The organism is Dokdonia genika, from assembly GCF_042652845.1.
In the GTDB taxonomy this organism is placed as follows: Bacteria; Bacteroidota; Bacteroidia; order Flavobacteriales; family Flavobacteriaceae; genus Dokdonia; species Dokdonia donghaensis.
The window spans coordinates 350,348-372,357 of the sequence record NZ_JBHSHB010000024.1 but is presented as its reverse complement, the minus strand read 5'-3'; the positions used below and the strand labels follow the sequence as shown (position 1 = coordinate 372,357).

At 34.7% G+C, this 22,010-nt stretch carries 23 protein-coding genes and 1 pseudogene; 8 read left to right on the top strand and 16 right to left on the bottom strand.

Annotated features, from left to right (window positions below; translation table 11 throughout):
- Positions 1-116 precede the first annotated feature (116 nt).
- Positions 117-344, top strand: a pseudogene (locus tag ACFO5T_RS13905) (hypothetical protein); the annotation flags it as partial.
- Positions 345-506: 162 nt separating this feature from the next.
- On the opposite strand, the gene ACFO5T_RS13900 reads toward ACFO5T_RS13905, so the two are convergent.
- The 4 genes from ACFO5T_RS13900 to ACFO5T_RS13885 all read right to left on the bottom strand — a co-directional run bounded on the left by ACFO5T_RS13900 (position 507) and on the right by ACFO5T_RS13885 (position 4,405).
- Positions 507-755, bottom strand: a complete 249-nt coding sequence (locus ACFO5T_RS13900) for a cold-shock protein (protein WP_021779133.1) — start codon at positions 753-755, stop codon at positions 507-509.
- A gap of 124 nt (positions 756-879) precedes the next feature.
- A complete protein-coding gene (locus ACFO5T_RS13895) occupies positions 880-2,895 on the bottom strand; it encodes a M13 family metallopeptidase (RefSeq protein ID WP_380035551.1) in 2,016 nt (671 codons plus the stop codon).
- 33 nt (positions 2,896-2,928) lie between these two features.
- Positions 2,929-3,498 carry a hypothetical protein gene (locus ACFO5T_RS13890; protein WP_380035548.1) on the bottom strand — a complete coding sequence of 190 codons (570 nt, stop codon included), beginning with the start codon at positions 3,496-3,498 and terminating at the stop codon, positions 2,929-2,931.
- A 79-nt stretch (positions 3,499-3,577) separates the two neighbouring features.
- Positions 3,578-4,405, bottom strand: a complete 828-nt coding sequence (locus ACFO5T_RS13885; protein ID WP_380035545.1) for a winged helix-turn-helix domain-containing protein — start codon at positions 4,403-4,405, stop codon at positions 3,578-3,580.
- 156 nt (positions 4,406-4,561) lie between these two features.
- Here ACFO5T_RS13885 and ACFO5T_RS13880 point away from each other — a divergent pair, with 156 nt between their 5' ends.
- Positions 4,562-5,128, top strand: a complete 567-nt coding sequence (locus tag ACFO5T_RS13880) for a YceI family protein (RefSeq protein WP_380035542.1) — start codon at positions 4,562-4,564, stop codon at positions 5,126-5,128.
- On the opposite strand, the gene ACFO5T_RS13875 is transcribed toward ACFO5T_RS13880, so the two are convergent.
- Entirely contained in the window at positions 5,125-6,411 is a 1,287-nt protein-coding gene (locus ACFO5T_RS13875) for a DEAD/DEAH box helicase (RefSeq protein WP_380035539.1), read from the bottom strand. The two genes, ACFO5T_RS13880 and ACFO5T_RS13875, sit on opposite strands and share 4 nt — an antisense overlap.
- A gap of 43 nt (positions 6,412-6,454) precedes the next feature.
- Positions 6,455-6,904 (bottom strand): KTSC domain-containing protein, encoded by a 450-nt coding sequence (locus ACFO5T_RS13870; protein WP_035324769.1) that lies wholly within the window; start codon positions 6,902-6,904, stop codon positions 6,455-6,457.
- 259 nt (positions 6,905-7,163) lie between these two features.
- Here ACFO5T_RS13870 and ACFO5T_RS13865 point away from each other — a divergent pair, with 259 nt between their 5' ends.
- Both ACFO5T_RS13865 and ACFO5T_RS13860 read left to right on the top strand, forming a co-directional pair.
- On the top strand, positions 7,164-7,490 hold the full coding sequence (locus ACFO5T_RS13865; RefSeq protein ID WP_380035536.1) for a hypothetical protein: 327 nt from the start codon (positions 7,164-7,166) through the stop codon (positions 7,488-7,490).
- 177 nt (positions 7,491-7,667) lie between these two features.
- Positions 7,668-7,997: a hypothetical protein gene (locus ACFO5T_RS13860; protein ID WP_375253564.1), complete on the top strand. Its 330-nt coding sequence runs from the start codon at positions 7,668-7,670 to the stop codon at positions 7,995-7,997.
- Positions 7,998-8,069: 72 nt separating this feature from the next.
- Here ACFO5T_RS13860 and ACFO5T_RS13855 read toward each other — a convergent pair whose 3' ends face one another.
- Complete coding sequence (locus tag ACFO5T_RS13855; protein ID WP_380035533.1) at positions 8,070-8,999, bottom strand: EamA family transporter; 930 nt, start codon at positions 8,997-8,999, stop codon at positions 8,070-8,072.
- Between the two features lie 133 nt (positions 9,000-9,132).
- Between ACFO5T_RS13855 and ACFO5T_RS13850 the strand changes: the two genes are divergently transcribed.
- The 3 genes from ACFO5T_RS13850 (at position 9,133) to ACFO5T_RS13840 (ending at position 11,516) form a co-directional block, all read left to right on the top strand.
- A complete protein-coding gene (locus ACFO5T_RS13850; RefSeq protein WP_038600752.1) occupies positions 9,133-9,705 on the top strand; it encodes a Crp/Fnr family transcriptional regulator in 573 nt (190 codons plus the stop codon).
- A gap of 53 nt (positions 9,706-9,758) precedes the next feature.
- Positions 9,759-10,514, top strand: a complete 756-nt coding sequence (locus ACFO5T_RS13845; protein ID WP_375253565.1) for an acyl-CoA desaturase — start codon at positions 9,759-9,761, stop codon at positions 10,512-10,514.
- 513 nt (positions 10,515-11,027) lie between these two features.
- Positions 11,028-11,516: a hypothetical protein gene (locus ACFO5T_RS13840; RefSeq protein WP_380035529.1), complete on the top strand. Its 489-nt coding sequence runs from the start codon at positions 11,028-11,030 to the stop codon at positions 11,514-11,516.
- Between the two features lie 491 nt (positions 11,517-12,007).
- Here ACFO5T_RS13840 and ACFO5T_RS13835 read toward each other — a convergent pair whose 3' ends face one another.
- Complete coding sequence (locus ACFO5T_RS13835; RefSeq protein WP_380035526.1) at positions 12,008-12,649, bottom strand: DUF6266 family protein; 642 nt, start codon at positions 12,647-12,649, stop codon at positions 12,008-12,010.
- Positions 12,650-13,066: 417 nt separating this feature from the next.
- On the opposite strand from ACFO5T_RS13835, the gene ACFO5T_RS13830 reads away from it, so the two are divergent.
- The gene (locus ACFO5T_RS13830) at positions 13,067-13,402 is read left to right on the top strand and encodes a helix-turn-helix domain-containing protein (RefSeq protein ID WP_380035523.1); all 336 of its coding nucleotides are present in this window, start codon (positions 13,067-13,069) and stop codon (positions 13,400-13,402) included.
- A 690-nt stretch (positions 13,403-14,092) separates the two neighbouring features.
- On the opposite strand, the gene ACFO5T_RS13825 is transcribed toward ACFO5T_RS13830, so the two are convergent.
- The 8 genes from ACFO5T_RS13825 to ACFO5T_RS13790 all read right to left on the bottom strand — a co-directional run bounded on the left by ACFO5T_RS13825 (position 14,093) and on the right by ACFO5T_RS13790 (position 22,005).
- Entirely contained in the window at positions 14,093-14,710 is a 618-nt protein-coding gene (locus ACFO5T_RS13825; RefSeq protein WP_380035520.1) for a hypothetical protein, read from the bottom strand.
- A 6-nt stretch (positions 14,711-14,716) separates the two neighbouring features.
- On the bottom strand, positions 14,717-15,040 hold the full coding sequence (locus ACFO5T_RS13820) for an STAS-like domain-containing protein (protein WP_380035517.1): 324 nt from the start codon (positions 15,038-15,040) through the stop codon (positions 14,717-14,719).
- 48 nt (positions 15,041-15,088) lie between these two features.
- Positions 15,089-15,931, bottom strand: a complete 843-nt coding sequence (locus ACFO5T_RS13815) for a hypothetical protein (protein ID WP_380035514.1) — start codon at positions 15,929-15,931, stop codon at positions 15,089-15,091.
- Positions 15,932-15,959: 28 nt separating this feature from the next.
- Complete coding sequence (locus ACFO5T_RS13810; protein ID WP_380035511.1) at positions 15,960-18,605, bottom strand: DEAD/DEAH box helicase; 2,646 nt, start codon at positions 18,603-18,605, stop codon at positions 15,960-15,962.
- Positions 18,606-18,607: 2 nt separating this feature from the next.
- Positions 18,608-20,338: a site-specific DNA-methyltransferase gene (locus ACFO5T_RS13805; protein WP_380035508.1), complete on the bottom strand. Its 1,731-nt coding sequence runs from the start codon at positions 20,336-20,338 to the stop codon at positions 18,608-18,610.
- A gap of 10 nt (positions 20,339-20,348) precedes the next feature.
- A complete protein-coding gene (locus ACFO5T_RS13800) occupies positions 20,349-20,540 on the bottom strand; it encodes a helix-turn-helix domain-containing protein (protein WP_380035505.1) in 192 nt (63 codons plus the stop codon).
- A gap of 225 nt (positions 20,541-20,765) precedes the next feature.
- A complete protein-coding gene (locus ACFO5T_RS13795) occupies positions 20,766-21,662 on the bottom strand; it encodes a hypothetical protein (RefSeq protein ID WP_380035502.1) in 897 nt (298 codons plus the stop codon).
- Positions 21,663-21,720: 58 nt separating this feature from the next.
- The gene (locus ACFO5T_RS13790) at positions 21,721-22,005 is read right to left on the bottom strand and encodes a helix-turn-helix domain-containing protein (protein WP_179346431.1); all 285 of its coding nucleotides are present in this window, start codon (positions 22,003-22,005) and stop codon (positions 21,721-21,723) included.
- Between the last annotated feature and the right edge of the window lie 5 nt (positions 22,006-22,010).

The following is a 22,010-nucleotide window of genomic DNA, read 5'->3' as shown; positions in this document are numbered from 1 at the left end:
TAGGTAACATATCTCCTAAAGAATATATGCCCAGGTTTGATGAAGAATTTAAATTCTTCATCAAACCTGATCTAAATAATAATTATTTATCGAATTTTAAGGTGTCCTAAAAAGGGGAAGCCTACAATAACACCGTTTCTACTATGAAGGATACTATGGGTGAATACACCATACCGGCCATTGCTGAGTCGCCTATAGAAGATGTCTTTCCATACTTTTCTGGTGAAGAAGGAGATCTAGAGCGTCTGGAAGAGTTTACAAGAGTAAAAGATTCTGTTCCTGCAGATAACAGTGAAAACGAAGAGCTGGCAATGGCAGACTCCCTTACTGGCGAAGAAGAATAAAAGATGTATATAACTTAGATAAAGGCGGTTTACATCAAGTAGACCGCCTTTTTCTATTTACTATTAAAACGTATAAGTACGCTTTCGCGAAAGCGTAAAAAAAAACTCCATAAACACTATTGTGCTTATGGAGTTAATTATACAGATCTTATAAAACGAATATTACTTTTTTACTCGCTTTACATTTACAGCGCTAGGTCCTTTTTCTCCGTCTTCTACTTCAAATGTAACTTTGTCATTCTCTCTCAATCTTCCAGTTACGTTTGTAGTATGTACAAAAACCTCCTCGTCAGAATTGTCTATGGCAATAAATCCAAATCCTTTTTTTGTATTGAAAAATTTTACCTTTCCTTCTTTTCGTATCGATGCTTTAGTAGACCCGAAGAGTCTATTAAAAAATGCTTTAATCATTATATCTTAATTTTATTTTGGTTGTTTTAATTAAGTCCTAGTGATTGTAATCTCTTCTTCCTCATCACTATTTTTAATTTTTTACGTGGCAAATATCGTAAATACAAATCTCTTGTAAATCGTATTACCAGATTTTAATTCTTTCTTCTGGTGTTTTAAAGTTTTTTTGCCCCTCTTTTACATCAAAAGCTTCATAAAATGGAGTGAAGTTCATAAGTGGTCCATTTACACGCCAGATAGGTGGTGAGTGTGGATCTGTAGCTACATAATTTCTTAAATACTCATCTCTTGTCTTGACACGCCAGATACGTGCTACAGATAAAAAGAAGCGCTGGTCTGGAGTAAAACCTCCTATTTTTGTAGTGTCTTGACCTTGTTTTGTTCTTTTAAATGCATCATAAGCGATAGAGATTCCGCCATTATCTGCCGTGTTTTCTCCTACAGTAAGTGCTCCTTTAAGGTGCACGCTGTCAAGAACAGTAAAGCTGTCGTACTGCTCTATAATTTGCTGTGTTTTTGCTTTAAACTTGGTGTAATCTTCTTCTGTCCACCAGTTTTTGACATTTCCTTCTTTGTCATATTGGGCTCCTTGGTCATCAAAAGCGTGTGTAAACTCGTGACCTATTACCATCCCTATACCACCATAGTTTACAGCATCGTCTGCATATAGGTCAAAGTATGGCGCCTGTAATATTCCTGCAGGAAAAACTATCTCGTTAAGTGATGGGTTGTAATAAGCGGTAACTGTAGACGGTGTAGTACCCCATTCATCACGGTTAGGTGCTTTATTAAGTTGTTTAAGTTCGTGCTGGTAACTGTCATTAAGTAAGGCAACTACATTCTCAAAAAACTGATCTCTGTTTATCTCTACGTCGTAAGTTCTCCATACATCTGGATAGCCAATTTTTTTATTGATAGCAAAGAGTTTCTCCTTGGCTTTTACCTTTGTACTATCACTCATCCACTCAAGGTTCTCTATACGTTGCTCGAGTGATTTCTGAAAATTGTTCACCAGGTCAAGTGCTCTTTCCTTTGCTTCTTCATTAAAATATCGCTTTACATACAGCTGGCCTAAGGCAAATCCTATTTGTCTATCTACATTGCGCACCATACGTTTAGTACGTGACTGTTGCTCGCTTTGTCCAGAGATCACCTTAGTATATGCAAAAGAGGCATCTTGAAAAGGAGTACTTAATATATTATCGTGGTTACTTAAAGACTTTGCTTTTACATAAAGCTTTAAATCTTTGAGAGAAGTACTCGCAAGTACGTCATTTACTTTATCATAGTATGCCGGCTGTCTCACATTTAATGAGTCTATATCTGTACCTAGCGTTGTAAAAATATGTTTCCAGTCTATTTGATTATGTCCATTATCTAGATCTACTACCGAGACTTTGTTGTAATTATCTTTTATAACGCGACGCTGTATTCTTGTTTTATGAGAATCTGCAAGTTCTTTTTCTATGGCGTAGACTATTGCAGCGTTTTTAGTTGCCTCTGTGTCACCTACTAATTCAAAAAGTGTAGTTAAATACGTTTTATACGCATCTTGTATGGCTACAGATGAAGGATCTTCATTAAAGTAGTAATCACGATCTGGTAGACCTAATCCCGTTTGAGCTAAATGCAAGATGTTAAGCTTGCTGTTTTTTTGATCTGGTGAGATGTAAGGTGCTAGAAAGGAATAATCACCTTTTTTGATTTGATTTGCTACCACATCCATCAGCTCCTCTGTAGTAGAAGTACCATCTATCTTTTCTAGCAGTGCTTGTATAGGCGTGATACCACGCTTATCAATACTGAGTGTATCCATACCGGAAGCATAAAAATCTCCCACTAGTTGCTCAACACTACCCTTGTCGTGTGATTGCTCAGAAACCTCTTCGAGTATATTTTTAAGAAGCTCTTGTTGTGGTATGTTGAGAAAGCGATATGCCCCTACTCCTACTTGATCATCTGCAATGATAGCATTATCATACCAAGTTTTATTTACGTGATTATAAAAATCATCACCTGGAGCAATTTGTTCAGATATTCCGTCAAAGACTACCTCAGGGTGTGTTTCGTTTTTTTGCTCAGACTGCTCACAGGCTATAAAGCTAGCAGCAATCATTGAGAGATACCATAGTTTTTTCATAGTTGGTTGTGTTTGTTGTAATCTCGTTATTATTTAATCTTTCCAGCCCCAAGGCGCTTCTGGTGTGGCAATAGGCTTTGTGATGTCCATCACTACTTTAAAGACACTATCACGGCCTAGTCTTCTTAAGTTATATGTAAAGGTGGTGTCATCTAGAGTTACCCACCAGACGTTTGTTGCTGCGGCAGGTATAAGTTGTTGTGTATGTGGATCTGCAGGAAAGAATTGAATATCTCCCTTCCCCATATTACTTGCTGTACCTCCATATTGAGTTACGGCATCTTCACTACCGTCCTCGTGGCGATGATCGTGTTTTAAAGTGATAATACCATCCTTCTTTGTAAAGACCCAAGTACGCGATCTATCTTCTCCTACAAAGAAAGGAACCTTTATCTCGTTATCTGAGCAAGAGCGCACGTGCATTACGAGCTCTTTACCGCCAAAGGCTTCATCATTTTCTGGTAAAGCAAGATGACCCTTGTAAGCTTTACCGCAATGACTTGTGAGTGTTTCCCAAAATATATCTGAAGGTTGCTTTTCTTGAGCAAATAGGTTACTAGTTAAGATAAGACTTACTAGTAAAAGGCTTTGTTTTAATGTCATAGCCAAAGCTAAGTAATAATAACAAGGCTATAATTATTTATCTGCAGTAAATTTGAAAATGAAAAATTGCTTTTATATACTACCTTATCTCTAGTTTATACCCAACTCCGTGTATGTTTGTTAGCCTTATAGAAGGGTCTGTTTGCAGTTTTTTTCTAAGTTTTGATACATAAGTGTCTAGACTTCTACCCACAATCACTCCATTATCTTCCCAGACCTTTTTTGATAACTCTTCCCGTTTAATTATCTCATTAGGTTTTTGAGCAAATAGGGTTAGTAATTCACATTCTTTTTTTGATAAAACAAGTTCATCGTTATCTCTCATAAGCTTATGCTCTTCTGGGTAGAAATTAAAACTACCTAGGCTCACTCCTTTTTTAGAAATTGAAATGGTTTCTTTTTTGCTTTCGCGAAAGCGGAATCCTAAAAATAATAAGGCACCACCTGCTATAAATAGTAGTCCCATCTTTGAATAAGATGTTTGAGAAGGGGCAATATTTTCTTCTATAAATTGAATTTTGATTGTATAACAATCTAATGGCAACTTGCGGCCAGAGCAGGGAACAATCGTATTTTCAATGGTTTTATTGATTTCAAAACTATAAGCTACCTCATTATCATAGCACTGATAAACTTCGATAATATAATTTTTAGGAAACTGAGCTCTAATAAATTGCTCACTAGCGATGGCTACAAGCTGTTCTGGTAAGAAGGATAAATCACTAGAGAAAGCAAGTACGTAAATGTCGCTCTCAAGTTGACGCACAGGTAGTATGCGAGATATAGTGTCTCGTTGTGCAAGTAATAGCTGGTTACCCACTTCGCGTATAACAATCTTACTGCGTTCTTCACGCATAGTAGCCGGCATATCGGCTTGAGGTAATAACCAAGATATGCTTGCACACATTACAAAAAGACATACTAATAAGAGTCGCGTTTTATTCATCTTATCACAAAGAACCGCCAAAAAATCGAGATTTTACAACCGTTGACAGTTCTTTTACATTCTTTTGACACTTTTGTAGCGGTGTGCTTCTAGTTTTACTTCCAAAATATTAAACCTATGTATAAGCTCATAAGCACACTCATTATTTTAGTAGTAACTTCTCAAATACACTCCCAAGTTGTCGCACCAGAAACTCACAATCTCGACACGGGTAAAAGCATCTTGCACTGGAAGGGGTCATACGTTTTTAACGTAAGTGAACACAATGGCGAGGTATACTTTAAAGATGGTTATCTCAACAGTATAAATGATAATGTGATAGGTGGTTCTTTTACGATAGATATGACGTCTATTACTAATGAAGACCATTTACATAACAGAGGTCCTGTGACGCATCTCAAAGATGAAGACTTCTTCTATATAGAAAAATACCCAGAGGCGAGTCTAACCATTACTTCTATTAGATATTTTGAAGATACTAATACACACGAAGTCTTTGCAGACCTTACTATTAAAGAGGTTACAAAAAATATAAAGTTTTATGCAATCATAGATGGTCAAGCAAGATCCTTTAAAGCTCATTTTAAAATAGATCGTACGCGCTGGGGTATTACTTATAATAATGAAGTAAAGAACAGAGCCATCTCTGAAGCAATAGAATTTAAGGCAGACTTACAGTTTTAAGAGGTCTGCCTTGCGAGTAGTTTATCTATAAGTTCTTCCTTAGTAAGGTGGTGAAAAACCTTGTGTACTTTGTCTCTTAGCTCTGGTGAGAGCTCACGATTAGGCTTTGTTTTAAAGATTTTACGAGCCCAGAGTATGAGATTATTATCTGCGATTTCTTGAGGTGACGCTTTCGCGAAAGCGGAAAAAGTGATTCCCAGCTCTTCTTCAAATTCTGGTATTTCTGCAACCTCTTCTTGTTGTAAAACAGTAAGCGCATAGCCTGTTTTTCCTGCTCTGGCAGTACGTCCCGTTCTATGTACATACATATCGTAAAACTCTGGTAAGTGGTAGTTAACCACATAAGAGATTTCTTTTACATCTATACCACGTGCGGCAAGATCTGTCGCTACGAGTATGTCTATATGACCTTCTCTAAACTGTCCCATCATACGATCACGTATCGCCTGGCTCAAGCTACCGTGTAATGCCCCAGAAGAAAATTTATTAATAGCCAGGTTTTTTGCAAGTTTATTTACAGCTGCCTTGGTCTTACAGAAGATAATACCACGCTCCCCTATTTTTGAGTTTAAGAAATGCATTAATACATCTAGCTTCTCAATAGGCTCCACCACTACATAATCGTGTGTGATTTTGTGACTAGCAAGGTTTGCTCGCTCTGCAGTAATCTCTAGCGGATTTTTAGACAGATAATTTTGCACAAGTTGTTTAACCGTACCAGGCATCGTTGCCGAAAATAAGAAGGTACGCCTATTATTAGGCATTGTCTCTACAATGACATCTATACTATCTTTAAGAGCGCTTACCATCTCATCTGCCTCATCTAGCACAAGATAATTGGCTTGAGAGATGTTTATTGCCTTACGCTCCATTAAGTCTATAAGACGTCCAGGCGTTGCAATTACAATCTGAGCAGGTTCTTTAAGACGTTCTATATTTTCTTTTACAGGTATCCCTCCATAAAACACCGCTGCCGATACTTCTGGTAATTGTGCCGCATAGGCTACAATGTTTGAGTATATCTGTTGTCCTAGTTCTCGTGTAGGGACCAGTATAACAGCCTGCACCGTAGGATTAGTACGATCTATAAGTTGCAATAAAGGAACCCCAAAGGCTAGCGTTTTACCAGTACCTGTTTGCGCTAGTGCAACTACATCCTTTTTTGATGTGAGCAACGCCGGGATGGCCTGCTGTTGTATATCTGTAGGTTGTACAATATCTAGCGTAGCTAGAGCTTCTTGTATTCCGTTTGTTACTCCTAGAGCGGTAAATGTACTTGTCATATATGCTGGCGCTTTGTAATCTGTAAACTTGATATTGCCTTAATTATGCTTCTTGTAAGTGTCTTTTTGACTTACGGTAATTATGCTTAGGGTAAATACTACGTTTTGCAAAACGGTTAAGATTACCTGCATTAATCATTTTAATATACGTCTTTTTTGTCACCCCAAAGTACTCGTAAGTAGTACCATCTGTAAAAGTTACCTCAAGTAGTAAACCTTTATGCTGGTAATCTGCAATGGCCGCATTTGTAATGGTTTCTGTATATGCTTCAAGATTTGCCTCCTTAGTCTCTGGCGCCATACTTACTAGAAAGTGGTAACCATCTATGATGCGACGGCTTTGTATCTCTGCCTCCTCTTGTTTTGGGTCTCCAGCTTGAAACTTATCTGGATGCCACTCTTTTACAAGATTTCTATAGCTCTTTTTGAGCATTTTAAGATCTATTTCTTTCTCAACTCCAAAGAGTTTTTTGTATTCATTTATACGCTTCATAATCAGGGCTTTTATCAGTGCGCGAAAGTACGCCTAATTAATGGTTTAATTAGAACCTTATGTAAAAGAAAACTTCTTAAAAAAAGGCTTGCTCTTGAGATCCAAACCATAAATCTCTTACGTATTACTTATACCAGCATAGTATACCCTATAGCGTAGTAGTGCAAAAGTTAAACAATTTATAAAATGCTGACTATTAGATTTTTATTAACACTTTAGATTTTATTTTTATGATGTTCAAAGAAAAAAACCAAACGCTATGATCCAATCAAACAACAACATTGTAAGAAGTCTCAATAATCTTATAGAGTACTCTACAGATTTTCGCTTTAAGCGCAGAGCAAACTTTAAGCAGTTGCACACGGCCATTATAAAGAATCACTTTAACGCTTCATCGGTGGTGCTTGATATAGAAAAAGGAACAGTTTTACTAGGTATAGATATGCTAGAACGAGGTGCCGAGGTAGAAATTACGTATAACAGCCTTGAGAAGTTTTTAAAGTCTTGTATACGTGAGACAGAAGAAAACATTTCGTTTTATAAAAACATCTTGCATTATTATGCAATGACAGAGGCTGTTGCCTAGTAGTTTTTTTGATACGCTTTCGCGAAAGCGTACTCATATCCACCATAAACAGTATATCTTAAAACAGTGAGTGATTTTACTAAAAGTGTATTAATAAAATACTAATATCGTGGTAGCCGGAGGTATTTCAATACAGATAACTTATATTTAGTAAGCAACCTAAAAACAAGCTATACTATGAACAATAACACAAAAGGAATACTAGGATTACTTGCAGTAGCTGCGGGTGCCCTAGGTTTATATAAGTACAATAAATTATCACCAGAAGAGAAAGCCGCGCTTAAAGACAAGGCAAAAAGAGCTGGAGACACGCTTAAGGAAACATATAATGATGTAGAAGAGCAAGTGTCTGAAAAGCTCACGAGTTTAAAAAATGCCCTTGACAAAGAACTCTCAAAGGCTGATCAAACTACAAACCGCAGAGCCACTCATACAGATGATATAGAAGATGCTACTATTGTAGACGCAAAAGAAGCACTAGATAAAGGTGAGACCACCTTTGTATAATTAAACATAGCGACATAAAAAAGTCCCGATATAACTCGGGACTTTTTTTATGCCTTACAAGTACCTTAAACGCTAGCCTCTACCTCTACGCCAGGGCTTTCTTAGGGTTGTTTTGTCATTTTTCTTCACACTGTTTATAAAATAAACACCGCTTAGAAGTACTACGGCAGCAATCATAGATTGTAAGGTGACCTGCTCATCAAGAAAATACCACCCTAAAAATAATGCAACCACTGGATTTACATAAGCAGAGGTAGCAACCTTCTCTGTAGATACCTTTTTAAGAAGATAATTAAAAGATGTAAAGGCGGCAATCCCTCCAAAAATTACGAGACACACCATAGAGATTTGTGCACGTGTACTCCAGGAGTTTGGAAAGCTCCAAGGTTCATTAATCACAAAGCTTGCTGTCCATAAAAGTATACCGGCGCTTACCATTTGGTAACCCGTTGTTATAAAAAAGTTTTTAGGAAGATCTGCTTTAGCCACAAAGAGGCTCCCTATGCTCCAGCTCAAAATACAGGTAAAAATCATCCCTATACCGAGAGCAGCTCCTTCTTGCATTGCAATCTCACGTTGTGATACTAGTAAATACATCCCTATGAGACCGAGTACAACACCTACAATAGATTTAGGTTTTAGACCCTTTTTCTGAGTAATTCTCATCAATAGAAGTATGGATAACGGTTGTAGTGCAGCAAGCAATGCGGCAAAACCGCTATCTACATAGTTAAGTGCCCATACAAATACACCATTACCATAGACTAAAAAAAAGAATCCTGCCAGTACAGAATTGCGTAATTGCTTAGGAGTAATCTTAAGTGACTTGCCTGTGATTTTTGCTATAAAAAAGATAAGAAGGCCTGCCGTGGTAAAGCGTAAACCAGCAAGCATAAAGGCAGGAGCCTCACTTACCACAATTTTGTTCCATAGATAAGTAGAGCCCCAAAAGACGTAAATAGAGAAAAAAGCCAGTATAATTAAGTAGATTTCTTTTTTCATAATGATTGCAATTATTACCCGTTTTTAAAGGCCGTACGAACTTAGCTATAATAAAACAATAGTAAAACATCTTTAGATAACGATTTTAAAGAGGTTGCTGAGTAGTATCTTTGTAAAGCAAATTTGTAAAGCATTGACAGAGATACGTAATTATATAAATAAATTTTCACCCGTTTCAGACAGTGATTGGGAGCTCTTTAGTTCAAAGCTAAAAGAGCGTACTTTTAAGAAAAAGGACATCATACACAAAGCTGGTGTGGTAGAAAATTATATTTCATTTATCACCTCTGGTACAGTTAGACTGTTTATACCTAAACCAAAGACAGAAAAGGAAATCACCTTTGGCTTTTGTTTTGAAAATCAGTTTGTAAGTGCTTATGACTCATTCTTGCTTCAAAAACCTTCTGAGCACGCCGTACAAGCACTCTCTAATACAAGTATGCTTAGTATCTCTTATAACGATCTTCAAGAAATTTACAATAAAACAGCCATAGGCAACCTTATAGGTAGACTCACTGCCGAAAATCTATTTATTACTAAGTCAAAAAGGCTACAATCGCTTCTTGATCAAACGGCAGAAGAGCGTTACCTCAGTATTTTTAAAGAGCGCCCACAACTTCTCAAGGAGATATCTCTCAAGTACATAAGCTCTTACATAGGTGTAACGCCTCAAGCACTTAGCCGTATACGCAAGCGCATTAGTTAATGTAGGTTCATTGTGCGAGTTTGCTCACGAGAGTACCTTTGCATAAAAAAGAAATGCTTATTCTCCTCTTTGTAATCGTAATGTGGTATAGTGGCCTGTTTTTTCAGTCATTTTTTCTACATAGATATGCGGCACACCAGACATTTACAATGTCAAAAACAGCCGAAAAAATAACTTTCGTACTAACTTGGATTTTTCAAGGCCCCAGCTACCTGAGTGCCTATGGCTATGGTATTATGCATAGAATGCATCACGCCTATACAGATACAGATAAGGACCCACACTCCCCTAGCTATGATGAAAACCCATTTGCTATGATGTGGAAAACAAAAAACATTTATCAAGACATTAATAACGACCGAGTTGAAGTAGATGCAAAGTTTAAAAAGAACGTCCCACAATGGAAACGTTTTGATGCATTTGCCAGCTCTCGTTTCTCTAGAGTGCTTTGGGGAGTGTTGTATATTACTTTCTTTGCTGTATTTGCAACCGCCTGGTGGCAATGGCTATTTTTACCAGTAGTACTAGCTATGGCCCCTATACACGGTGTGATTATTAACTGGTTTGGTCATATTTCAGGTTACCGAAACTTTAAAACTAAGGATACTTCTAAGAACCTCTTTCGCTTTGACTTCTTGATGATGGGAGAAGGATATCATAACAATCATCACAAGTTTGGGTCTAGACCTAACTTTGGAGGGGTGCGTTGGTATGAGATAGATGTAACCTATCTTATAATGCGTTTTTTACATCGCATTAACCTTATCCAGATGAAACCCATTAAAATAGATGTGCAAAGACATCGCTAATTTTTTAGAAAGCTCAGATTGATATTTCTTTCTGAGCTTTTCAAATTTTGGAGAGATATAGCATTTACAAAACGGGCGGTTTGGATCTGTTTTGTCATCATTTGTTATTTCATCACAAGATGATTTAAATGCACAAAAGTCTAGCACCCTGGGATGATTTTTTCTTCACTTTGAAGTGTAACTTATTTAATTCCGCTTTCGCGAAAGGGTATTGCTCCACATTACACGCATAAATGGCAGAGATGTATTGTAAAGCAAATCTGCTAGGATTTTAAAGCTCCCACCCTACTCAATCAGCCGCTACTTTGTGCCTTCCTCTCGGTCGTTCCTCTCTCGTCGGAAGCAGGTTTGAAAGCTCTATGCGCGGCGCAAAAATCCAAAATTCATTGTATATTTAGTCCAAACAAATCAAGAACACAAAGTAAAGCTAACCAGCAAAGCTTGTGCTGAGCTTGTCGAAGTATACCGCACTCGCTTTATGTAGTGGCCTGTTGTAACACATTTAAGATACTAATGAAAATTGAACAGATAAAAGAAAAATTTGATATAGATGTTGGTGCACCAATGCCAACAATATTATCGAATGAACATAACCTTTATCTAATTTTTTATATAAGCAATGTTGACCCAAATTGGGACGGAACAACTGTTCATATGCGAACTGAAAATGATGACGGAATAGTAACTGTAAAATTCGACCGATTTGCTCAATTCAAATTTGGAAGTCCGAATGACGAAGCAATGGAAGGACATCCACTGTATGATTTAGGACTTGAACCTTATTCAATTCAAAAAGTAATCGATTCTCAATGGATTAAGGAATTGACTAAAATGAATTCAGTTCATCCATATCATAAAGATGAACAATTTGAGAAATATGAGCATTTCATTTTTTTCTTTCACGATACTTGCTTTGAAATTGTAGCAGAAAGCTACTCGATTGTCAAAAACTCTGAATCAAATATGAGAGCCGAAATTCAGAGAATTGGAAAGCTAATATGATTAAGTTCCTAAACAACTCGACTATAAACGGAATAATCCAAATAATAGCTTCTCTATTTTGGGTATGGCATTTTGGAGAATTATTATATCTATATCATTACACAAATATTTTGTTTTACTTTATGTATCCAAATTGGACACTCGTTCTTTTTATTTTAATGGGTTTAATAGGAACTTTGATTGGCTTGTCAGTATTTTTAAAGAAAAGTAAAATTAAAAATGGATATTTTTTATTAATTGGATTATTTGTTATTGGGCTTATAATCGATTTAATTGTAGTATCATAAAGGAATAAAAACGTGTTACAACAACGTATTATGCAAATAACACTCCGTACATCTTGTTATTATTGACTTTACAAATGGTATAACAAAAAAGGTACAACATAGGTACAACTTTTTAAACCTTATATCATACCCTTGTAAAATACTGTGCTAAAACAAAAAACCACTCCTATTGAGAGTGGTTTTCTTATGTCTATTTAGTAGTTTTTAACTTGCCGTACCAGAGCCTAAATAGATACTATTTGATACTTGACTACCATCTGCCGAAACAAAAGCCATAAATAGCTCTACTGTGTCTCCTGCGTATGTGTTTGGTATTGTTACTGTCTGTGCTCCAGCTGTTCTAACTGCCCCATCAAGTAGATAGATGGATTCCTTTTTTGATGGGTTGTAAACCAACACCATTGCTTTATCTGTTGCATTTGCATTTCCTTCCGCTGAGTTATCTCCCCAACTAAAATCAACTTGCCCCGCATTTGATAGGTCTGTAACGCCATTTAAAACGCCTGAGAGACTTCCTCTACTTAAAAGAGCGTTAGTATAGTCAACCGTAAAATTGGGTGCTGTACCGGTAATGGCATTATTTAGCAAATAAGACATCGCAGAGTTAAATTCCGTCCTCTTATTAGCGAAATTCTTGTAACCGACCTTTAAAAAAGCTTTATTCGGTTGAAGAAATTCCAACACGCTTGAAAATTTGGTTCTTTGATTTACTTGCCCTTCCGTTCTTGGATTCGCAACACTTGAAGGCTTGATTCTGATGTAATCAATACCTTTCCAATTACCACCGATAATGTTTCCAACTTTACCAGATAGTCCTCCTAAAATTCCTTGAGAGATTTTGCCCATAACATATGTAGATTTAAAAATTACTTATTCGAACCTGGTACGGACTTAATTCGGACATAACAATATTTTGGTTTTGACCTTTAAGCAAATATAAAATCTTCTGCAAGGCTTTTACATCTTCTCGTTGCGATTGCCTTTGGTTGCCCTCTATTACTTTGCCCCTATATATTTTTAAAAGAAAAAATGAAAAAAAAGAAAGCAAAATAGAATTGTGGCGTGGGTAATGGCGACAAGGTTTTTGGGTAAAAGTTTTTCTTAGCAAAATGTATCAAATTATACTCAATAGTATATTAGAAAAAGTTTTATCCAAAACCCGTAGGGCTTGACCTTTTCGGCATTGTGCGGTGGGCGAAGGAAGCCAAATATCTTTGATTTCTTTTTTATTATTTTTTGAAGCTTGAATTTAAATCGAAGACTATGGAAAACCCTTTTGAAATTATCAATGAAAGATTAAAACGTATTGAAGCATTACTTGACAATATTTACAGAGCAAGTAATATCAATGAAACAGGAATTGCCACGACACCAATTATGAACATAAAGCAAGTTTCAGCTTATTTAGACCTATCTGTATCGGCTTTATACAAAATGACAAGTACTAAAGAGATACCGCACGCAAAACGTGGTAAAAGGCTTTATTTCGATAAAAAAGATATTGATGCGTGGGTATTGGAAAACAAAGTAAATACTACAAGTGATATTGAAAGAATGGCTACTGAGTATATTCTCAAAAATCCTGTTAAGTTTCCTTGATGTTCCGCTTTTCTGGGGAATTAACACTTAAAAAAATAGGTCTATTCCGAATTGAGCATTGGGTGGTGCGTTTGTAAGTGTAGCGTTTTAAATAGTTGTTTGATAAAACAGCATTTAAATAAGCTACTCTTACAGGACTTATAGACGATAGCGTATTGCTTTTTTGAGGTACGATAAAAAGTAATGTGCTATGGCGTATGACTACACTTTATAGACCTATTTTTTTATATCCTATTTCTTGGGTGGTGGGGAAAAGTGGACAATTAATGTGCTTAACGAAATGAGACAAACAAAGACTTGAGCTAAGGAATACTTGGACTTAGTGATGGTTTTGTGCAGTTCGAATGAGTTAAGTGCTTTAATTGATGAGTACGGATGTGCGCGTTGGCTGAGCGGATATTTTACATAATAGCAGTTATAGCTACAAAATGCATTATCACTGCGTAGCAAACCTATTAAAGCGCCGTTTGCTACTATAACTTCTATTATGTAAATATAGCTTAGGGTTGTTTTTGTGGCGCTGTAATTGTTTGAGCGTTGGCAATAGCTCTTTACTTTTTTGAGGTACGAAGAAAAAGTAATGTGCTATTATAGCTGTGGTACAATTACCGTGACATAAAAACAACAAGGCGGTGGCGAGCGGAACACAATAAAATACAGAGGCTTATTGCCTTAGCAATAAACTGGATTTTATTGTGTGGGGCTTTTTGGAATCAATGTGGCAATATGCTTGTTGAGAAGAGTTTCACTCATAGTCACTACTTGAACATCTTTAACCCAAAAATCTTTATCATCGGTAACTAAAATATAACCTTTCTTTTTACATAGGTTATAATAGTAGTAATCGTTAAAATCAAGACTTGTTGGTGGGTTAGACATTACGTGCTTAAATTTAAAAGTAGTACCAAACTCATCGTTAACTAAATCTATTGAAGTACTATAACTCTTAATATCATCACAAATTAAATTGTATGCTATCCTGTAGTCTTCTGTATTTCTGAAAACATTCTTGTAATACCCATCTGGCTCAGTAAAACCAGGTGTCTTTTTTGCCTCCGCTATAAGATGTTTTTTGTAGTGAACTTCTCTTATTATTCTATTAATAACCTCCGAAATCACTAAAGCCGGAACGATAATGCGCACTTTGGTATTGTTAACCAACTTTTCGAAAAATGAGAGATAACCTTTGTCCTTGTATGTCAACTTATTTTTAGGCGCTAACACCTTTAACCAGATATTTGCGTCTAAAAAATACTTTTCTTGATTTTTTATAGAATGACTTGATGCCTTAGAATAAGAATAAGACATAGAGTACTACATTGAAAGAAGAGCGTTATCAACAAAGGTGTCGTACTCATCTCCCAATAATGCATTTTCAATTACATCTTCTACCTTGAGACTAAAATTTTCTTTATCAGCAGGGTATTCAAATTTAAGGTCGTTAATTGTCTCAGGATTATTCATTGCATACTGACCAATACACTCATTTAAAAACAAAGTAGAAATGCGTCGAATACCATTAAAAGATATGGTAATCTCAGAAGGTTTATATGATTTGATAGCTTCAAAAAGAACACTACCGTCTGTAAGATTGGTAGCAAATTCTGACTTAATAATATCTAAAACATTGATATTCATATATAATGATAAATTTTAGAACACGTATAACGTGACTGCAAATATACTTTATTTGTATTTGAAAAACAAATTTAATATTGAACCTACATATGGGTTGGGAAAATGGAACTTTTTCATTACTGCGTTCTCTAATTCTAAACTCCAAAATGTATCTCCTGTAATAATTTGCAAGTCTCCATTGGTTTTACCAAAGTATGTATTTAAATCGAATAAACCTAAACCTCCTGGTCTACCTACTTTAGTAGTGTTTTTCTTTTCAAGTGCCCATTTAATAGCATCGTAGTCATTATTAACAACGCCCTTTGTTTTGTTTTTAATCGCAGGAAGAAAACCAACACCTAAATCCACCATAGAAAATGTTAAAACACCTTGCTTTGGATAATATTGACCACAAACGTAAAAAGGCTCATCAGTTTTAGAATGAATTTGGATGTTACAAAATACCTCAATTAAGGAATCTATAATGTTGTCCTTTTCGTCCTCCGTCAAATTTGGCATACCTCTATGAGTGAGTAAATCATTTTCTACATAGTTTATAAAACCATCTTTATCGTCAATAGAAAAACTTTTAAAAGACACTGTAGATTGTTGTTCATCACTTACTACTGAATCTGACCGAAGAAAACCGTTTCTATATAACACATCAAAATGCTCTTCTAAGTACTTTAAATCAGTAGAGAATTTTAAGTTATTTTCTTTAGTAAGCTTTGCTAAAATGCTTCCAAATAACGCACTTAAATTGGCATCAAACCAATTGAGATGATAAAAATCTATGTATATAGTTTCATTATAATAATCTGAAGCTGTTTTATAAAAATCAAATAACCGTTTAATACCAGAAAAATTAGTGTAAATATTATCTGAAAGGTGTAATACTATTTTGCTATCCATAATGTAATCTAAAAGCTAAGTTATAGCCTTATTTCATATCCTTTAAAATGTCTATCAACTCTGCTACAGTTCTTGCTCCGTCTAACCTATCACTTTTGAATACCATAAAGTAGCGATAATTATCTCCAGCTTTACTTGCCCATTTTTCGCCTAAGCGTAATTTCTGTTGACTATCTGAGCCATCAAGGTGTTCTCCTTTAGTTTCAATCAATATAGTCTTACCATTCTTCATTTTTACAATGAAATCTGGATAATGATTAACAAAACCGTTTATCAACAAGCCTTTACCACGTTCTAAATTTCTATGCCAATACACTACACTATCAAGGTTTGCCACCTCATTAATGACTTGCTTTTCAAAATCATTCATTTCGCCCTCCTCGATGTAAAGGTTTTTAGTAATTCCTTTTAGTGTGTTTTTTGGACTAATCTTTTTAGAAAACGTAAATGATGGTTGACATACTACTGTTCCTTTATCTAATAGAATATCAAATTGTTTTTCCATATGTTGATTAGACAATTCTGTAATTCTATTTTTTATCAGCTTAGCATAGAAAGGTTCATTATTAGTGATTTCAGCAATCTTATCACTGTTTAAATCGCCAATTATCTTTTTGACATAAGCTACAATTTGAGGTTCTGGTATTTGGTCTATCTTCTTTATGATTTTAGTAATACGACCTGCAATTTGATTTATTTTTTGCTCTGGTGTAAGAGTTGTTAGGTATTCTGAAAAAGCTTCTTTTACGTGATTATCTACGTACTTATACTCTGGTACATATTCATCCTTTCTGCCTTCTGCAAGGTCTATACTTGCCATTTTTGAAGCTGTACGAGTTAAATCTATATTACTATCCTGCTTATCTAATTCAAAGCCTTCTAACAATAGATTTTTAGTAAGTGGTATCAAATTATCAGGCTCAATAAGTGAAGGTGCTGTTTTAATATGAAATGTTGGTATCATTTCTTTTTCTGCATCTTCTTTAAAAACCTCTTTAATTGGGAATGATTTTATCTTTTCTTTCAATTCGGTTGGTATTAAATTATCATCTTTATCCAATTCTTGCATTTTCTTCTCAAACTCTGCATTGGTATCTCCTGCGAGTTTTAAAATGTCTTCTAATTGGCTTGTTCCTTTTTCTGAACCGGTAAGCTCTTTTACATCGTCTACTTTTATTTCTACTTCATCTTCATCATTAGCAGTAGTTGTAGGTGTTGGTTGTTCTTTCTGTTTTCCGAATAAATCTTCAAAACTACCTTTACCAGTTGTGGTATCGATTTTAGATTCAATTTGCTGTTCTTTTACTCTGTAATCCTTAGCACTAAAACCTGATTTATTTAGTCCTAAGATTATCTTATCTAAGGTGTTTAAGAAGTTATTGGAAGATGTAAATACATACGAGTAATTCAATAAATCCTCTTGATGTTTAGTTACATAAGGTAAGCGTAATACTCTACCTAAAATCTGCTCTACATCAACTGAAGAAGATTTGTTTGCTAAGGATGCTAAAACATAAGCGAAAGGACAATCCCAACCTTCTTTTAAAGCATTTACTGTAATAATGTAACGTACTTCACAATCACGACTCATTAAGTCTATTTTCTTAATCTCGTCTTTATTGGCCGTCTTAATCTTGATTTGATTTTCTGGAATACCTATCTCAATTAAACTATCCTTAATCTTGTCAAAAGTGACGTTATCATCACTTGTTTTTGGTTGTGCTTGGAATAATACAATAGGTCTAATATACTTACCACCATTAGCTTCTTGTACTTTTGCTTTAGCTTCTAAAGTCTTTTGCATTTGTATAGCACTACTTAATACCTCTGTAGTGTCTTGATGATTATAGACAATAACAGGTAGTTTTACCATATTGTTTTTCTTCAACTTAATAGCATCTACAAAACTTATGATGTTACTCTTGTTTCTTGGTGTAGCGGTTAAATCAAAAATGAAACTTGGATTGATATTGTTTAACATATCTACCCTTAAATCTGCTTCAAAATTGTGGCTTTCATCTATTACAATAACAGGATTAAGATATGCGATTACTTGAATTAATGCAGTATCATCTACATTATCGAGGTTTGCTTTTAAGTCTCTGAAATGAGATGAAAATTCTGCTAAGTTTTCATTCTCTCTATACGCTCTTGGTAAGCCTTTTCTAACTGTTTCTACAAAGGATTGAACACTTAATACTAATATGCTTAATTGCTCTTTTACCTCTACAGGATTAAACCCTTGACCAAATAATAATGCCTCCTTATCATAGACTTTTACGTTGCCATTAAAATGTGCATCAATCTTTTGCCTATAAGGATGCGAAGTATCATTTAGGTTTTTATAGGTCTGTTTTAGAATTGTATCTGAAGGTACAAACCAAACTACTACTTGCGGTTTATCTAAAGGAAAGCTATCGAAGATAGGTTTCAACGCATTACAAGCTATAAATGTTTTACCACCTGCTGTTGGTACTTTTACTGTAACTCTTGGCACTCCTTTTATAGAATTATCATAAGGTCTTAGAAAATTATCCTCTAAAGTTTGTAATGATATTCCTTTACTTTCCCAAAAGGCAGAAAACGCATTACTAAGATGCCTGGTATCATCCAGCTGTTCTATAAATTGTGTGAGGTCATTAATTACCTCTTGTTGGTATTTTTTTAATTCCATTCTTAGAAACGTTTTATATCTCTTGGTATCTTTTTGAATATGATGTTTTTATTGAGCATATATTGTTCATCTAATAAACAGATGTCTGCATAAATAATGTACTGCTCTTGTAACTCTGAAATGATGCCTAAACTATTATTATCTAAGGTTGTTAAGCTGTCCTTTTCATAATAGAAATAGTAGCCCGTATCTTGATAATTATCTAATAGGTATTTTGCATCTTTAGATTGTGGCCTTATTAAAGGTTGCTTTGTCTCAGTGTAATAGATGTAGTTTCTAATCTTATCTTCTCCTACTTCTTCATTTAGATTTTCGTTGTCCTTAAAGATTGGTTGACCTAATTCGTAGAAGTCAAAATCTGATTTAACACCTTCTATAATTCCTTTTTTTCCAGAATAACCACTAATAACCGCTTTAGTCCTCTTTGCAGTTAACTTTTCAGCATATTCCTCAAGTTCGATTAAAATAAATTTTCTATTACCACCATCATCATTATTTAAATTCAAAACTGCGTGAGATGTAGTGCCTGAACCCGCAAAAGAATCTAAAACGTAATCATCTTTTCCTGTAATTGAACTAATTAAAAAACTAACCAGTTCAACTGGTTTGGGAAAATCAAATTTAATATCCATATCTTCAAGCATATACTTATTTCTTTCAGTAGTCCCCATATTTCTTAAAACAGAAGGAACAAAATGGCTTGCTCTACCTTCTTTCCTATAGTAAATAACACCATTCTTTGATAAATAAAATGATAACATTGCTTCATCTTCAGAGTATGGCTCACAATTATTATCTATGAATTTTTTTAGCTTATTAGCTGCTGACCAGCCAGTATAAACAACTGCTTCATTTTTTAATCTATATTCCTCTATAATTAAATTATCCTTTTTCAAAGGATACTTTGCCTTGTGCTTTTTAGAGAATGACCTATCAATAAATCCTATTGTTTCTATTTCCGACAAAAGTTCCTTGTAATTATCAGTTTTATCAAATTTTATATTTTCGACTTCACAAGGAAATCCTTTTGGTAACAAAATTTCAGAAGGTGGATTTTTATAACCATTTTTAACTAAAGAGTTTTCAACAAAATTTCTACGAATTTTGGATTCTTCAGGAATGTTTGGATCGACAACTTTTTGAAAACTTAGACTATTAATATCTTTAGCATAAAAAAGCACATATTCGTGAATTAGGGTAATGTCCTCTTGATTTTCAGTATTTCCTTCATTATACCATATAAAACATTCTCTAAAATTCTTTCTTCCAAAAATTGTATCGCAAAGCACCTTCAAATAAGCAAATTCATCTTTACCTATGCTTATGAAAATACCGCCATCTTCTGATAATAATTTTTGTAATAATTTTAATCTTGGATACATCATACACAACCACTTGTCGTGACGTGTAAAATCATCATTATCTTTACCGACAACTTCTCCTATCCATTTCTTAATTTTAGGATGATTTACATTATCATTATAGACCCATTTTTCATTACCTGTGTTGTAAGGTGGATCTATATAAATACATTTAATTTTACCTTCAAATTCTGGTAATAGACTCTTTAAAGCTTCAAGGTTATCTCCGTGTATTATTTTATTTAGACCATTCTCTTTCGATCCTTGGCCTTTCAACGATGAAAAGTTATATTTATGTTGAAAAACACGAAAAGGCACATCTTGATGATGGCTTACTACCTTTTCTTTTCCAATCCAATTTAAAGTTGGCATTTGTTCAAATTTATTTTTTAGTAACTAATAATTCTTTTGCATCTATATTTAAGATTGAAGCAATCTCATATAAGGTTTCTAAGCTTGGTTGTGTGCGATTTTGCACATAACCATTCACTGTATTAAAACTCTTGCCTAATCGCTCTGCAAGCCACACTTGCTTAATCCCTTTATCTTCCAGAACTTCTTTTATTCTGTTCATAATCTTATCTTTTAGACACTCTAAATATACACCTATCTGCTTATAAACACACCGTATTGCGTTATATTTATATACAAAATATGCTATTATACTATTGAATTGTAAGATTGATAAGGGTTGTAGAGGTTTGTAAGATTGGTTGTTACGCTTTTGCGAAAGTTTTATATAAATACACTTATACTTTTTACCCCTGTTTTAGACTATACTACACGTCTTAAAACAGGCTCAATTTCTTATCGAGAAATCTACTTTCGCTTTTAGCTTATTGAATACTTTTTTTTCTTGTTCAGCATCTTTATATTTAGATAGCAATTTTAAATACTGACCACGTTCTTTTTTATGAGTGTCTTTGTGATGTAATTTCATTGCTTGTGCAGAATCGGCATAATTCATATAACCGTATAGACGTGTTTCTTTAGCTGACCAATTAGAAAAATCAAGATTGGTTTTTTTATTTATGCTTGCATAAAAATTGAGCAATTCATTTGCAAGTAGATTGTATTTAATAGGGTCTATTAAATCTTGTACCGTATGGATTCCTAAAGGATTAGCACGATTATTAAAGTATCGGTTATTGCCTTTTAATTCTACACGCATCAACTGTTCTTCCAGTTTTACATCTGCGGTCTTTTTAGCTTCAAACGTCTTGTTATAGGCTTTAAATTTGTAATTGGTTTTTCTTATTTCTTTACCATAAATAACATTCCCTTTTATCATAGGAATAGGCAAAGTGCTTTTATAATCTATCCACCTATCTGTTTCTTGTATGGTATCGTGATTAATAACTACACCAACATCTGCCCTTGAAAGTGAGGTTTTATAAATATCTACAGGAAGATGATTATTGAGCGTGTCAAGCGCAGTCAAAACCTGTGTAAAAGTGAAATCTTGATAGTTGTTGCCCATAAAGAACTTTTGTAATGAGTTCTCAATTTGTAATTCGCTACCGTATAATTTTAGATGAATATTTTGCAACTCACTTTGGAAGCCTATAACATTTGCCTTTTTGTTCTGAATAGGACGCCATAAGAAACCTGCCCAATCTACATTTTGCAACTTGTTTGCAAAAAAGACTTTAGGTAGGTTATCTATAACCGTTTTTGATTTAATGGTATCGTACAAAGTAGGCTATGCATAAGCATAAGAACCTCAAAAAGAAAAACGCTAAAAACCGAAGTTATTAGCGTGCCTTTTTGAATGCCTTATTATAGTTCTTATTCAAAAGCGTTTGTACGTCTGACATACGGTAATATATTTTATTCCCTATTTGAGAGAATGATATTTTACCTTCATCACGCCACGTTTGAGCGGTACGCTTGCTTATATTCATAAGCTGTAAGAAGTCTGCATTGTCTAAAAATACATCTTCTGGTTTTTTAGATGTATCTGTAATAGTGGATTTGATTTCGTCAATACGCCCTATAAGTTCTTGGTATTGGTCTTTGGATAAAATGATTGCTTCCATAACTG